This window comes from Streptomyces sp. NBC_00846 (assembly GCF_045207325.1).
Taxonomy (GTDB): Bacteria; Actinomycetota; Actinomycetes; order Streptomycetales; family Streptomycetaceae; genus Streptomyces.
The window spans coordinates 119,028-135,102 of sequence record NZ_CP108847.1; the positions used below are offsets into that span (position 1 = coordinate 119,028).

Annotated in this window: 1 protein-coding gene (running past one end of the window); it reads right to left on the minus strand. The window is 72.9% G+C overall.

Going from position 1 to position 16,075, the window contains the following annotated elements:
- Nucleotides 1-16,075 carry the final stretch of a type I polyketide synthase gene (locus OG936_RS38375; protein ID WP_331755243.1) on the minus strand. 17,909 nt of this gene lie beyond the right edge of the window, so the window shows 16,075 of its 33,984 coding nt (coding positions 17,910-33,984); its start codon lies off the right edge, out of view; its stop codon occupies nucleotides 1-3.

Here is a 16,075-nt window from a genome sequence, read left to right on the forward strand (position 1 = left end):
CTAGTCATCGCCGAGCTCCCTGTCGATGAACGCGAACATCTCGTCGTCCGTCGCCTGGTCGAGCGCGTCGACCACCGAAGGGGCGGCGACCTGCCGCATACCGTCGTCGCCGTACTTGGAGATCATGGATTCCAGGCGCCGGACGAGCTTCGTGACAGCCGCCGCGTCCGCGGTCTGCGCGAGACCGGCCTCGATCTCCTGGAGCTTGTCGAAGAGCAGGGCCGTGGCGGCCATCTCCTGCCGGGGAAGCAGCTCCGCGGCGAGGAAATCGACAAGCTTCGCCGAGGTCGGGTAGTCGAACACCAGTGTCGCGGGCAGTCGGAGTCCGGTGGCGGCGTTGAGCCGGTTGCGGAGCTCCACCGCGGTGAGCGAGTCGAAGCCCAGGTCCTTGAAGGCCTGGCGTTCCCCGACGGCGTCCGCGGAGGCGTGCCCGAGGACATGGGCCACCTCCGTGAGCACCGTGTCCTGGAGCAGGCGGCTCTGATCGGCGGGCGACAGCGAGGCCAGCCTCTTCGGGAGCTGCGGCTCCCGCACGGCCGCCTGGCCGGCCCGCCGGACGGCGGCCGGGACGAGGCCGCGCAGCAGCGCGGGCACCGGGGTGGCGCCGTTCCAGGATCGGAGGGCGACGGTGTCGAGCAGCATCGCCACGATGTCGGCGCGGTCCGCGCCGAGGGCGGCGTCGAAGAGGGCCAGGCCCTGTTCGTCGGTCAGGCCGGGGCCGAGACGTCCGGTCCGGTCCTGGAGGTGTCCGGTCATTCCGCTCGCCTGTTCCCACAGGCCCCAGGCCAGGGACAGTCCGGGCAGTCCCTCCGCACGGCGGCGGATCGCGAGGGCGTCGAGGTAGGCGTTGGCGGCCGAGTAGTTGGCCTGGCCCGGGGTGCCGAAGGTCGCCGACGCCGAGGAGTAGAGGACGAACATGGCGAGGTCGGTGTCGCGGGTCAGCTTGTCGAGGTTGCTGGCGGCGGTGGCCTTGGCGCGCAGGACGGTGTCCAGGCGTTCCTGGGTCAGCGCGGTGATGACGCCGTCGTCGAGGATGCCGGCGGCGTGGACGACGCCGGTGAGCGGGGTCTCGGTGGGGATGGCGTCGAGGACGGTGGCGAGGGCGTCGCGGTCGGCGGCGTCGCAGGCCACGATGCGGGCGTGGGCGCCGAGTTCGGCGAGTTTCTCGATGAGGTCGGCTGCGCCGGGGGCGTCGGGGCCCTTGCGGGACAGCAGGAGCAGGTTGCGGACGCCGTGTTCGGTGGCGAGGTGGCGGGCGAGGAGGCCGCCGAGGGTTCCGGTGCCACCGGTGATCAGCACGGTGCCGTCACCGTCCAGCGGCACAGCGGTCGAGCCGGCGGCGGTACGGGCGAGACGGGGCACCAGCAGCGCACCGTCGCGGACCGCTACCTGCGGCTCGTCCACCCCGGCGAGCAGCGCCGGATCGAACGGATCGCCGGATGCCGGGTCGGTGTCGACGAGCACGATCCGGTCCGGATGCTCCGACTGCGCCGAGCGCACCAGACCCCACACCGCCGCACCCACCGGGTCCACACCGACGACAGACCCCGCGGGCACGGCACCCCGCGTCACCACCGACAGCCGTGCGTCATCGTTCTGTTCCGCGTCCAGCCACTCCTGGATACGGCGCATCGCGTCACCGGTGACCGCTTCCACCGGCCCGTCTCCCACGGAGAACACCGTCCACGCGGAGCCGTCCGCCCCGTCCTCGGCAGCCCCATCCGTCACCGCGGCCGGTGACGCGGGCACCCAGTCGACCGCGAAGAGGGCGTCGCCGCGGGCGGCGGCGACCGGCAACTGCTCACGGGAGACCAGGGAACGGACGATCGCCACGGGGGCACCCGTGCCGTCGGCCGCCTTGACGCACACTCCGTCACCCGCGGGGACGATCGCCACCCGGAGAGCCGTCGCCCCGACCGCGAACAGTTCCACACCCGACCAGGCGAACGGCAACCGCGGCCCGGAGGCCTCGGTGTCGCCCGCGACGAGACCGGAGGCATGCAACGCCGCGTCGAGCAGCGCCGGATGGATGCCGAACCCGTCGACCTGGCTCACGGCCTGCTCCGGCAGCACCACCTCGGCGTAGACCGCCGACTCGTCCCGCCACACCGCCTGCACGCCCTGGAACACCGGGCCGTACCCGAAGCCCGCGCCGGCCAGGACGTCGTAGAAGCCCTCGGCCTCGACGGATGTCGCGTCCTTCGGCGGCCAGACCGCCAGATCGAACCCCGGCGCCTCGGCACCCGATGCGGCGACCACACCGGAGGCGTGCAGGGTCCACGTCTCCGTGCCGTCGGGGCGCGCGTGCACCTGTACGGACCGCTCGTCGGACACGTCCGGCGCGTCCGGGGCCATGACCCGGACCTGGACCTGGACGCCGCCTGTGGCCGGGAGGACCAGCGGTGCCTGAAGGACCAGCTCGCGGATCAGTCCACAGCCCACCTCCCGGCCCGCCCGCAGCACCATCTCGACGAGCGCGGCCCCGGGAACCACGACCCGGTCCAGCACGGCGTGGTCGGCCAGCCACGGCTGCGAACCGACCGCCAGCCGGCCGGTCAGCACCATCCCGTCGCCCTCGGCGAGCGACACCGCCGCACCCAGCAGCGAGTGTCCGGCGCCCGCCAGACCGACGGCGCCCAGATCGCCGGGGGCCGTCTTCGGCTGCGGCCAGTACCGCTCGTGCTGGAACGCGTAGGTGGGCAGGTCGACCGTCCGGCCGCCGTACCCTGCGAACACGGCCGTCCAGTCGACGTCGGCACCGGAAGCCCACAGCCGGCTGACCGCGGTGAGCGCGGTGTCGGTCTCGTCGCGGTCCTTGCGCAGGACGGAGACGAACGCGGCGTCGCTGACGGTCTCCTGGGCCATGGCCGACAGGACGCCGTCCGGGCCGAGTTCCACGTACCGCGTCACGCCCATCGCTTCGAGCGCGGTGACACCGTCGGCGAACCGCACCGGCCGCCGGACCTGGTCCAGCCAGTACGCGGGCTCCTGCAGGGCACCCGGCTCGGCGACGGCTCCGGTGAGGTCGGAGACGACCGGGATCCGGGGCGGGCGGAACGTCAACCCGTCCAGGACGACGGCGAATTCCTTCAGCATCGGCTCCATCAGCGCGGAGTGGAAGGCGTGCGACACCGACAGGACGGTGCACCGCACGCCGCGCTCGGCGCATCGGGCGGCGTACCGCTCGATCGCGTCCGAGTCTCCGGACAGCACCACGGAGTTCGGGCCGTTGACGGCGGCGACGTCCAGGCCGGAGTCGGCGACGTCGGCCTCGGTGGCCTGGACGGCGAGCATGCCGCCGCCCGCGGGCAGCGCCTGCATCAGGCGGCCGCGTTCGGCGACCAGGGTGCAGGCGTCGTCGAGGTCGAGGATGCCCGCGACGTGCGCGGCGACGATCTCGCCCAGCGAGTGACCGAGCAGCACATCCGGGCTCACCCCCCACGACTCGACCAGCTGGAAGAGAGCGACTTCGAGAGCGAAGAGGCCCGCCTGCGCCCACGCCGTCCGGTCGAGGTCGGTGCCGTCGGCGAGGACCTCGCGCAGCGGGCGCTCCAGGCGCGCGTCGAGCCGCGCGCACACCGCGTCGAAGGCCTCCGCGAAGACGGGGAACGCCTCGTACAGCCCCAGGCCCATGCCCGCGCGCTGCGAGCCCTGCCCCGTGAACAGGAACGCGGTCTTGCCGTCGCCCGCGACACCCGTGGCGAGCGTCGTGTCCCCGGCGAGCACCGCGCGGTGCTCCAGCGTGGCCCTCGTCGTCGCCAGCGACCAGCCGACGTCCACCGGGTCCAACGCGGGACGCCCGGCCACGAAGGACCGCAGGCGTTCGATCTGGGGCAGCAAGGCATCCGCCGACTTCGCCGACACCGGCCACGGCACCGGAGCAGGGAGCCCGGAACGCGTCGGTACCGGGGCCGCCTCGACGGCCGGTGCGGCGGGCGGCGCCTCCAGGATGACGTGGGCGTTGGTGCCGCTGATGCCGAACGAGGACACCGCCGCGCGGCGCGGGCGGTCCGACTCGGGCCAGGCACGGGATTCCGTCAGCAGCTCCACCGCACCGGCCGACCAGTCCACCTGCGGGGACGGCTCGTCGACATGGAGCGTGGCCGGCATCAGACCGTGCCGCAGCGCCATGACCATCTTGATCACACCCGCCGCGCCCGCGGCGGCCTGGGTGTGCCCGATGTTCGACTTCACCGAGCCCAGCCAGAGCGGCTCGTCGCTCTCGCCGCGCTCCTGGCCGTACGTGGCCAGCAGGGCCCCTGCCTCGATCGGGTCACCCAGGCGGGTGCCCGTCCCGTGGGCCTCGACGACATCGACATCCGCCGCCGCCACCCGGGCGTTGGCGAGCGCCTGGCGAATCACCCGCTGCTGCGAGGGACCGTTCGGCGCGGTCAGACCGTTCGACGCGCCGTCCTGGTTCACCGCACTGCCCCGCACCACCGCCAGCACCTGGTGGCCGTTGCGCTGTGCGTCGGACAGCCGCTCCAGCACCAGGACCGCCGTGCCCTCGGACCAGCCCGTGCCGTCGGCCGCGGCGGCGAAGGACTTGCACCGGCCGTCGAAGGACAGTCCGCCCTGCCGGGCGAAGTCGACGAACACGGCGGGCGTGGACAGCACGGTCACACCGCCGGCCACCGCCAGCCCGCACTCGCCCGACCGCAGCGCCTGCGAAGCCAGGTGCAGTGCGACCAGCGAGGACGAACACGCCGTGTCGACGGTGACGGCCGGGCCCTCGAGCCCGAAGGTGTAGGCCACCCGGCCCGACAGCACGCTTCCCGCGTTGCCGGTGCCCAGGAAGGCTTCCACACCCTCCGGGACTACGCCCAGGCTCTGGGCGTAGTCGTGGTACATGATTCCGGCGTACACGCCGGTCGACGATCCGCGCAGCGACATCGGGTCCAGCCCCGCGGACTCGAACGCCTCCCAGACCCCTTCCAGCAGCAGGCGCTGCTGCGGGTCCATGGCCAGCGCCTCACGCGGCGAGATGCCGAAGAGGCCCGCGTCGAAGTCACCGGCACCGGCGAGGAAGCCACCGGATCCGGAGACCCCGCTCCAGGTCACGTCCCAGCCGCGGTCGTCGGGGAAGTCCGTCACCCCGTCCCCGCCGGCCGTGACCAGATCCCACAGCCCCTCGGGGGACACCACACCGCCCGGCAGCCGGCACGACATGCCCACGATCGCGATGGGTTCGTCCGCAGCCACCGGCCGTGTGGGCGCCACGGCGGCCGGTACGTCGGATCCCGACAGAAGACCGGCCAGGTGATCCGCGAGGACGTGGACACTCGGGTAGTCGAACGCCAGCGTTGCGGGCAGTCGGAGTCCGGTGGCGGCGTTGAGCCGGTTGCGGAGCTCCACCGCGGTGAGCGAGTCGAAGCCCAGGTCCTTGAAGGCCTGACGTTCCCCGACGGCGTCCGCGGAGGCGTGCCCGAGGACATGGGCCACCTCCGTGAGCACCGTGTCCTGGAGCAGCCTGCGCCGCTCGGCCGACGACAGACCGGCAAGCTGCCGCAGCAACGGCGACTCGCCGACCGCGGCCCGGGCCTGGCCCGCCCTGCGGACGACGGCGGCCGGGACGAGGCCGCGCAGCAGCGCGGGCACCGGGGTGGCGCCGTTCCAGGATCGGAGGGCGACGGTGTCGAGCAGCATCGCCACGATGTCGGCGCGGTCCGCGCCGAGGGCGGCGTCGAAGAGGGCCAGGCCCTGTTCGTCGGTCAGGCCGGGGCCGAGACGTCCGGTCCGGTCCTGGAGGTGTCCGGTCATTCCGCTCGCCTGTTCCCACAGGCCCCAGGCCAGGGACAGTCCGGGCAGTCCCTCTGCACGGCGGCGGATCGCGAGGGCGTCGAGGTAGGCGTTGGCGGCCGAGTAGTTGGCCTGTCCGGGGGTGCCGAAGGTCGCCGACGCCGAGGAGTAGAGCACGAACATGGCGAGATCGCTGCCACGGGTCAGCTTGTCGAGGTTGGTGGCGGCGGTGGCCTTGGCGCGCAGGACGGTGTCCAGGCGTTCCTGGGTCAGCGCGGTGACGATGCCGTCGTCGAGGATGCCGGCGGCGTGGACGACGCCGGTGAGCGGGGTCTCGGTGGGGATGGCGTCGAGGACGGTGGCGAGGGCGTCGCGGTCGGCGGCGTCGCAGGCCACGATGCGGGCGTGGGCGCCGAGTTCGGCGAGTTTCTCGATGAGGTCGGCTGCGCCGGGGGCGTCGGGGCCCTTGCGGGACAGCAGGAGCAGGTTGCGGACGCCGTGTTCGGTGGCGAGGTGGCGGGCGAGGAGGCCGCCGAGGGTTCCGGTGCCACCGGTGATCAGCACGGTGCCGTCACCGTCCAGCGGCACAGCGGTCGAGCCGGCGGCGGTACGGGCGAGACGGGGCACCAGCAGCGCACCGTCGCGGACCGCTACCTGCGGCTCGTCCACCCCGGCGAGCAGCGCCGGATCGAACGGATCGCCGGATGCCGGGTCGGTGTCGACGAGCACGATCCGGTCCGGATGCTCCGACTGCGCCGAGCGCACCAGACCCCACACCGCCGCACCCACCGGGTCCAAGCCCGCACCGGAGTGGGCCGGAACCGCGCCACGGGTCACGACGGCCAGTCGCGAATCCGCGGAATCGGCGTCGTCCAGCCACTCCTGGATCCGGCGCAGTACGTCGCCGACCACGTCGCCCACCGGCCCGGTCCGACTGGCCGTCAGCGTCGTCCACATCGAGGCATCCGTCGCTTCCTCCGCGGCAGCGGTGGTCGCGGACGGGGCAGGGACCCAGTCGACGGCGAACAACGGATCGCCACCGGGCGCGGTGGCAGGCAACTGCTCGGGCGAGACCGCGCGCGCCATCAGGGAACGCACCCGTACCACCGGCTGACCGGTTCCGTCGGCCGCCTGCACGGTGATGCCGTCGCCCTCGGGACGGATCGCCACCCGCAGGGTGGTCGCCCCGACCGCGAACAGCTCCACACCCGACCACGCGAACGGCAGCCGCGGCCCGGAGGCGTCGGCGTCACCGGGGAGCAGGCCCCACGGGTGCAACGCCGCATCGAGCAGCGCGGGGTGGATTCCCAGTCCCTCGGCGGACGTTGCGTTCGTGCCCGTGTCCGGCAGCACCACGTCGGCGTAGACACCCGACTCGTCGCGCCAGGCCGCCCGCACCCCCTGGAACACCGGGCCGTACTCGAATCCCGCTGCGACCAGGGCCTCGTAGAACCCGGCCAGGTCCACCGCGGTGGCATGCAGCGGCGGCCACACTTCATGACCGAATCCGGGCGGCGTCCCCGGTCCCTCGGCACTCAGGACGCCGGTGGCGTGCAGAGTCCAGCCGTCCGTGTCCTCGGCACGGGCGTACACCTGCACCGGATGCTCACCCGTCGCGTCCGGATCGTCGACCCGGACCTGGACCTGGACGCCTCCCGCCGCAGGCAGGACCAGCGGTGCCTGGAGGACCAGTTCCCTGACCACTCCGCAGCCGGCCTCGTGCCCGGCGTGCAGCGCCATCTCCAGCAGCGCGGTGCCGGGGACCACGATCCTGCCCAGCACCACGTGGTCGGCGAGCCAGGGCTGCGCGTCGACGGACAGAACACCGTGGTGCACCATGCCGTCCCCGCCGGCCAGGGACACCGCCGCACCCAGCAGCGCGTGCCCGGTGCCGGCAGAGCCGACTCCGCCCGGCGTCGACTGCGGCCAGAAGCGCTGCCGCTGGAAGGCGTAGGTGGGCAGGTCGACCACCTGACCGTGCCGGCCTTCGAGCACGGCCGCCCAGTCGATGTCGGTGCCAGAGGTCCACAGACGGCTGATCGCGGTGAGCGTGGTGTCGGTCTCGTCGCGGTCCTTGCGCAGGACGGGGACGAACTGGGCTTCGCTGACCGATTCCTGGGCCATGCCCGACAGTACGCCGTCCGGGCCGAGTTCGAGGTAGCGGGTGATGCCCATCGCTTCGAGGGCCGTGACGCCGTCGGCGAAACGCACCGGCCGGCGCACCTGGTTCAGCCAGTACTCCGGCTGCTGCATGGCACCGGGCTCGGCGACGGCTCCCGTGAGGTTCGAGACCACCGGGATGTGCGCGGGACGGAACGTGAGGCCGGCCAGGACGGTCGCGAACTCGTCCAGCATCGGTTCCATCAGCGCGGAGTGGAAGGCGTGCGACACCGACAGGACGGTGCACCGCACGCCGCGCTCGGCGCATCGGGCGGCGTAGCGCTCGATGGCCTCGGCGGTGCCGGACAGGACGACGGAGTTCGGGCCGTTGACGGCGGCGATGTCGAGGCCGGATTCGGCGACGTCGTCTTCGGTGGCCTGGACGGCGAGCATGCCGCCGCCCGGGGGCAGGGCCTGCATCAGGCGGCCGCGTTCGGCGACCAGGGTGCAGGCGTCGTCGAGGTCGAGGATGCCCGCGACGTGCGCGGCGCTGATCTCGCCCAGCGAGTGACCGAGGAGCACGTCCGGGCTCACCCCCCACGACTCGACGAGGCGGTACAGGGCGACTTCGAGGGCGAAGAGGCCGGCCTGTGCCCACATCGTGTGGTCGAGGTCGGTGCCGTCGGTCAGGACCTCCCGGAGCGGGCGCTCCAGCCGGACATCGAGCCGTGCGCACACCGCGTCGAACGCTTCCGCGAAGTCGGGGAACGCCTCGTACAGCCCCAGGCCCATACCGGCACGCTGCGAGCCCTGGCCGGTGAACAGGAACGCCAGTCGGCCGTCGCCGGCGACCCCGGCCGCGAGCACGTCCCCGTCGGACAGGACCACGCGGTGTTCCAGCGCGGCCCGGGTGGTCGCCAGCGACCAGCCGACGTCCAACGGGTCCAGCTCCGGCCGCCCCGCCACGAACGATGTCAGCCGCTCCACCTGCGCCCGCAACGCGGTCTCGGACTTCGCCGACACCGGCCACGGCACCGGCCACGGCACCGGCCCCGTTCCGCGAGCGGCCCCGGCACCGGCCCCGCGGGCCGGCTCCGGGTCCGGCGCCTGCTCAAGGACGACGTGCGCGTTGGTGCCACTGATGCCGAACGAGGACACCGCCGCGCGGCGCGGACGATGGGACTCCGGCCAGGGACGCGCCTCGGTCAGCAGTTCCACCGCGCCTGTCGACCAGTCCACCTGCGGGGACGGCTCGTCGACGTGCAGTGTGGCCGGGAGCACGCCGTGCCGCATGGCCATGATCATTTTGATGATGCCCGCGATACCGGCGGCGGCCTGGGTGTGGCCGATGTTGGACTTGATCGAGCCGAGCCAGAGCGGCTCGCCGGCCTCGCCGCGGTCTTGGCCGTAGGTGGCGAGCAGGGCCCCTGCTTCGATCGGGTCGCCGAGCCGGGTGCCGGTGCCGTGTGCCTCGACGACATCGACATCGGCACCGGTGAGCTGGGCGTTGGCGAGGGCCTGGCGGATCACGCGTTGTTGGGAGGGGCCGTTGGGGGCGGTGAGGCCGTTGGAGGCGCCGTCCTGGTTGACGGCGCTGCCGCGCACCACGGCGAGGATCTTGTGCCCGTTGCGCTCGGCATCGGACAGCCGCTCCACGAGCAGCAGACCCACACCCTCGGCCCAGCCGGTGCCGTCCGCCGCTCCCGCGAAGGACTTGCAGCGGCCGTCGGCGGCCAGACCGTCCTGCCGGTCGAACTCGGCGAACGCCGCGGGGCTCACCATCACCGTCACACCACCGGCAAGAGCCAGACCGCACTCGCCCGACCGCAGCGCCTGCGCGGCCAGATGCAGAGCCACCAGCGACGACGAACACGCCGTGTCCACCGTCAGCGCCGGGCCCTCCAGGCCGAACGCGTACGCCACCCGGCCGGAGATCACACTGTTCGCCGTGCCCGAGAGCAGATGCCCCTCGGACCCCGCGACACCGCTGTTGCCGTACCCCGACGACGAGGCTCCCGCGAACACTCCGACGCTGCGGCCCTTCAACGAGCGGGGGTTGACACCGGCCGACTCGAACGTCTCCCAGGCCGCCTCCAGCAGCAGCCGCTGCTGCGGATCCATCGCCAGCGCCTCACGCGGCGAGATCCCGAACAACGCGGCGTCGAACTCGTCCGCGTCATGGACGAACCCGCCCAGTCCGGCCACACCGTCCAGGCCGTCCACGGGCCAGCCACGGTCGGCCGGGAACGGAGTGATGCCGTCGGCCGCGGACTCGACCAGATCCCACAACTGCTCCGGAGAGTTCACTCCGCCCGGATACCGGCACGCCATGCCCACGATCGCGAGCGGCTCGTCCGGCGCAGAACCCGCGGAACGCGCCGGCAGTGCGGAATCCGGCTCCTCGTCCCCGACGAGCTGCGCCAGGAGGTGATCACCCAGAACCGTCGGACTCGGATAGTCGAACACCAGCGTCGCCGGCAGCGACAGCCCGGTGTGCTCGGCCAGCAGGTTCCGCAGTTCGACCGCCATCAGCGAGTCGAAGCCCAGATCGCGGAACGCCCGGCCCGCGTCCACCGCCTCCTCACCCGCATGACCCAGCACCTGAGCGGCCTGCGCCCGCACCAGATCCAGCACCATCCGGCGACGGTGCTCCACCGCGGCCCCCGTGAATCGCCGGGCCCACGGCGATCCGGACTCCCCGGAGCGCACCGGATCCGGAGCGCCTGCCGCCTCCGGAAGATCCGCCAGCAGCGCGCTGGCCCGCAGCGAGGTGAACGCCGGGGCGAACCGCGGCCAGTCCACATCGGCGACCGTCACACACGACTCACGGCCGTCCACCGCCGTGGCCAGGGCCTGAGTCGCCAGGCCCGGATCCATCGGCAGCAAGCCGCGTCGGCGCAGTGCCTGCTCCGCCTCGCCCTGGACCGCCATACCGGCTCCGGCCCAGGGGCCCCAGGCCACGGATGTGCCGGGAAGTCCGCGGTCATGGCGGTGCTGGACCCAGGCGTCGAGGAAGGCGTTGCCCGCCGCGTAGGCGGCCTGGCCACCACTGCCCCAGGTCGCGGCGATCGACGAGAAGACGACGAAGAGGTCGAGCGGCAGATCCGCGGTCAGTTCGTCCAGCAGGACCGTGCCTTCGGCCTTCGCCCGCACCACGTCCGCGAACGCCGCGGCGGTGGTCTGTTCCAGCCCTCCCGTGTCCCCGACGCCGGCCGCGTGGACGACGCCTGTCAGCGGCATATCGGTGGGGACACCGGCGATCACCGCGGCAAGGGCGTCCCGGTCGGTGACGTCGCAGGCGGCGACGGTGACCCGGGTGCCGAGCCGGGTGAGTTCCTCGGTCAGGCCGTCGGGGGCGATGCCGCCGCGGCTGGTCAGCACCAGATGCGGCACACCCCGGTCGGCGAGCCAGCGGGCGACCTCGGCGCCCAGCGCGCCGGTGCCACCGGTGACCAGCACGGTCCCCGACGGCTGCCAGCCCTCGCCGACCACGCCTGCCGGCAGCGCACGCGCCAGGCGGCGGCCGTACGTACCGGACCCACGGATCGCGATCTGGTCCTCGCCGCCACCGGCGGCCAGGACACCCGCGAGGCGGGCACCCGCCCGCGCGTCCAGGACCTCGGGCAGGTCGACGAGACCGCCCCAACGGTGCGGCAGCTCCAGGGCCGCGACCCGGCCCATGCCCCAGACCGCGGCAAGGCCGGGGCTCACCAGACGGTCCGAGCGGCCCACGGACACCGCGCCACGGGTCAGCACCCACAAGGGCGCATCCACCCCGGCCAGTGACTGCACCACGGCCAGCGCACCCACGACGTCGTCCGCGAGCAGTACCACCCCGGCCACGTCAGCCGGCAGCGACACCTCTTCGGCTTCCACCCCGACCACGGTCGCGCCCGCGGCGGAGAGCGCCGCGGACACGTCGGCGTCCTCGGAACCGATGATCGCCCAGGTGCCGGACAGCGTCGGCGGAACCGGATCGGCCAGCGGCTTCCACGTGACCCGGTAACGCCACGAATCGAGCGTCGAGCGTTCCCGGTGACGCCGCCGCCAGGCGGCGAGTGCCGGCAGGGCCGACTCCAGACCCGCCAGCTCGGACAGGTCCTCGCGTTCGACCGCGTCCCAGAACGCGGCATCGACCAGCTCACCGCCGGTGGGTGCGGCGACGGGCTCGGGCCAGTATCGCTGTCGCTGGAAGGGGTAGGTGGGCAGGTCGACCGTCCGGCCGCCCCAGCCGGCGAACACCGCCGTCCAGTCGATGTCGGTGCCGGTCGTCCACAGGCGGCTGATCGCGGTGAGGGTGGTGTCGGTGTCGTCGCGGTCCTTGCGCAGGACGGGGACGAACACGGCACCGGTGGCGGTGGCGGTGTCCTGGGCCATGCCCGACAGGACACCGTCGGGGCCGAGTTCGAGGTAGCGGGTCACGCCCATGGTCTGGAGGGTGGTGACGCCGTCGGCGAAGCGGACCGGCTGGCGCACCTGGTGCAGCCAGTACGTGGGCTGCTGCATGGCACCGGGTTCGGCCACGGCGCCGGTGAGGTTCGAGACGACCGGGGTATGTGCGGGGTGGAAGGTCAGCCCCTCCAGGACGGCCGCGAACTCGTCCAGCATCGGTTCCATCAGCGCCGAGTGGAAGGCGTGCGACACCGACAGGACGTTGAACAGCAGGCCACGGTCCGCGCACTCGGCGGCATACCGCTCGACAGCCTCGACCGCGCCCGACAGGACGACGGAGTTCGGGCCGTTGACGGCCGCGACGTCGAGACCGGAGTCTGCGACATCCGCCTCCGTCGCCTGGACAGCGAGCATGCCGCCACCCGCGGGCAGCGCCTGCATCAGCCGGCCCCGCTCGGCCACCAGCACGCACGCGTCGTCCAGGTCGAGGATCCCCGCAACGTGCGCGGCGCTGATCTCACCCAGCGAGTGCCCCAGCAGCACATCCGGGGTGACACCCCAGGACTCCACCAGCCGGAACAGCGCCACCTCAAGGGCGAACAGCCCCGCCTGCGCCCACACCGTCCGGTCGAGGTCGACGCCGTCGGTCAGAACCTCCCGCAGCGGGCGCTCCAGCCGGACGTCCATCCGCGCGCACACCGCGTCGAAGGCTTCGGCGAAGACGGGGAACGCCTCGTAGAGCCCCAGCCCCATGCCCGCCCGCTGCGAACCCTGCCCCGTGAACAGGAACGCGGTCTTTCCTGCGGTCACGACACTGGTGGCGAGTGTCGTGTCGCCGTGGAGCACCGCACGGTGCTCCAGTGCGGTCCGCGTGGTGGCGAGCGACCAGGCCACGTCGACCGGGTCCAGTTCGGGCTGTTCGGCGACGAAGGCTCGCAGGCTGTCGATCTGTGCGCGTAGGGCGGTGTCGGACTTGGCCGAGACGAGCCACGGCACCGGTCCGGGGCGCGTTGCCGACGGTTCGGCGACTGCCACCGGCTCGGGCGCGGGTGCCTGTTCGAGGATGATGTGGGCGTTGGTGCCGCTGATGCCGAACGAGGAGACCGCAGCGCGGCGCGGACGGTCCACCGCAGGCCACGCGCGCTGCTCGGTGAGCAGCTCCACCGCACCGGCGGTCCAGTCGACCTGGGTCGACGGTTCGTCGATGTGGAGGGTTGCGGGCATCAGGCCGTGGCGCAGGGCCATGACCATCTTGATGACGCCGGCGACGCCGGCGGCGGCCTGGGTGTGGGCGATGTTGGACTTGACCGAGCCGATCCACAAAGGCTCGTGACCGGCGCGGTCTTGGCCGTAGGTCGCCAGCAGCGCCTGGGCCTCGATCGGGTCGCCGAGCCGCGTGCCGGTGCCGTGGGCCTCGACCACGTCGATGTCCGCACCGGTCAGGTCGGCGTTGGCCAGCGCCTGGCTGATGACCCGCTGCTGCGAGGGCCCGTTCGGCGCCGACAGGCCGTTGCTGGCGCCGTCCTGGTTGACGGCGCTGCCCCGCACGACAGCGAGGATCTTGTGTCCCTTGCGTTGGGCGTCCGAGAGCCGCTCCACCAGCAGCAGGCCGACGCCTTCGCCCCAGCCCATGCCGTCGGAGGAATCGGCGAACGACTTGCACCGGCCGTCGGAGGCCAGCCCGCCCTGGCGGTCGAACTCGCCGAACACACTTGCGTCGGCCATGACGGTCACGCCGCCGGCGAGCGCCATGTCGCATTCACCGGTCCGCAGCGCCTGCGCCGCCAGGTGCAGGGCCACCAGGGACGACGAACACGCGGTGTCCACCGTCACCGCCGGGCCTTCGAGGCCGAAGGCGTAGGACACCCGGCCGGACATGACGCTGGTGGCGTTGCCGGTGAGCAGGTGTCCTTCGGCGCCTTGGGGGATCTGGGTTCCGGTGCCGTAGCCGGAGGTGGTGCCGCCGACGAACACGCCGGTCGCCGAGCCGCGCAGTCCGGCCGGGTCGAGGGCGGCGGACTCGAACGCTTCCCACGTGGTTTCCAGCAGCAGTCGTTGCTGGGGGTCCATGGCGAGGGCTTCGCGGGGGCTGATGCCGAACAGGTCGGCGTCGAACTCGTCGGCGTGGTCGAGGAACGCGCCCCGGCCGGCGATGCCCGCGGGCCAGCCACGGTCGGTGGGGAACGGCCCCACCGCGTCGCCCGCGTCGGCGACCAGGTCCCACAGGGACTGGGCCGAGGTCACCGAGCCGGGGAACCGGCAGGCCATGCCGACGATCGCAACCGGCTCATCCACGGCCACCGACACCGCCCGGGCCTGCGACGCTGTGCCGGGGGCGATGTCGGAGAGTTCGGTGAGCAGGAAGTCGGTCAGGACGAGGGGTGTGGGGTGGTCGAAGACGAGGGTGGCCGGCAGCCTGAGTCCGGTGACCGACTGGAGACGGTTGCGGACCTCGACTGCCATCAGGGAGTCGAATCCGAGGTCGCGGAAGGCCCGGCCGGCTTCCACGGACTCCCCGTCCGCGTGCCCGAGGACGGCCGCGGCGTGGGTGCGCACGACGTCCAGCACCACCTGCCGGCGCTGCGCGGCCGCTGTCCCTGCGAGTTGCCGGCGCAGACCGGCCGCACCGGCATTCTCGTCCGAGGCCTCCGGTGCGCTGACTGCTTCCGGCAGGTTGGCGAGGAGTCGGCTGGGGCGGATGGCGGTGAACGAGGCCCTAAAGGTGGGCCAGTCGATGTCGGCGACGGTCAGTCCCGACTCCCCAACGTCGACGGCTGCCGCGAGGGTGCGCATGGCGAGTTCGGGGTTCATCGGGGCCATGCCGCGTCGGCGCAGGAGCTGCTGGGTCTCACCCTGGACGGCCATACCGGCACCGTCCCAGGGACCCCAGGCCACGGACATGGCGGACAGGCCGCGTTCACGGCGCTCGGCCGCCCAGGCGTCGAGGAACGCGTTCGCCGCGGCGTAGGCGCCCTGACCCGCACCACCCCACACTGCGGCGCCGGAAGAGAAAACGACGAACAGGTCGAGCGGAAGATCCGCGGTCAGGGCCTCCAGGTGTGCGACCCCGTCGATCTTCGCGCCGATCACCGCCGCGGTCGTGTCCCGGTCGGCGGCCTCCAGAAGCTGCGCATCCCCGACACCGGCCGCATGCACCACACCCGTGAGCGGAACATCTGACGGAACACCGGCGATGACCTCGGCCAGCGTATCCCGGTCGGTCATGTCACAGGATGCGACCGTCACCCGTGCACCCAGTGCGGCGAGTTCCTCGACCAGACCGTCCGGGGCTACACCGCGACGGCTGGTCAGCACCAGATGCGGCACACCCCGACCCGCCAGCCACCGCGCAACCTCAGCGCCCAGCGCCCCGGTACCACCCGTGACCAGCACGGTTCCTGAGGGCTGCCATCCCTCGCCCGCCGCATCAGTCGCCGCTGCCCGGACCAAACGCCGGGCGTAGACACCGGAGCCACGCACAGCCGCCTGATCCTCACCAGCACCAGCACCGTCGGCGAGAATCGTGGCCAGGCGGCCGGACGCCTTCGCGTCCAGGGTCTCGGGCAGGTCGATCATGCCGCCCCAGCGCTGCGGGAACTCCAGCGCCGCGACCCGGCCCAGACCCCACACCGCGGCCTGCACCGGATCCAGCACCCGGTCCGACGCACCGACAGCGACCGCACCCCGCGTGAGCACCCACAACGGCGCGTCCACCCCGGCATCACCCAGCGCCTGCAACAGCACCGTCACCCGGGTGAGTTCATCCGCCACCACATCAGCAGTGCGGTCGGCCGAAGCCGCGCCAGCCGCCAGCACCACACCGCACACATCCGGCACGGCAGCG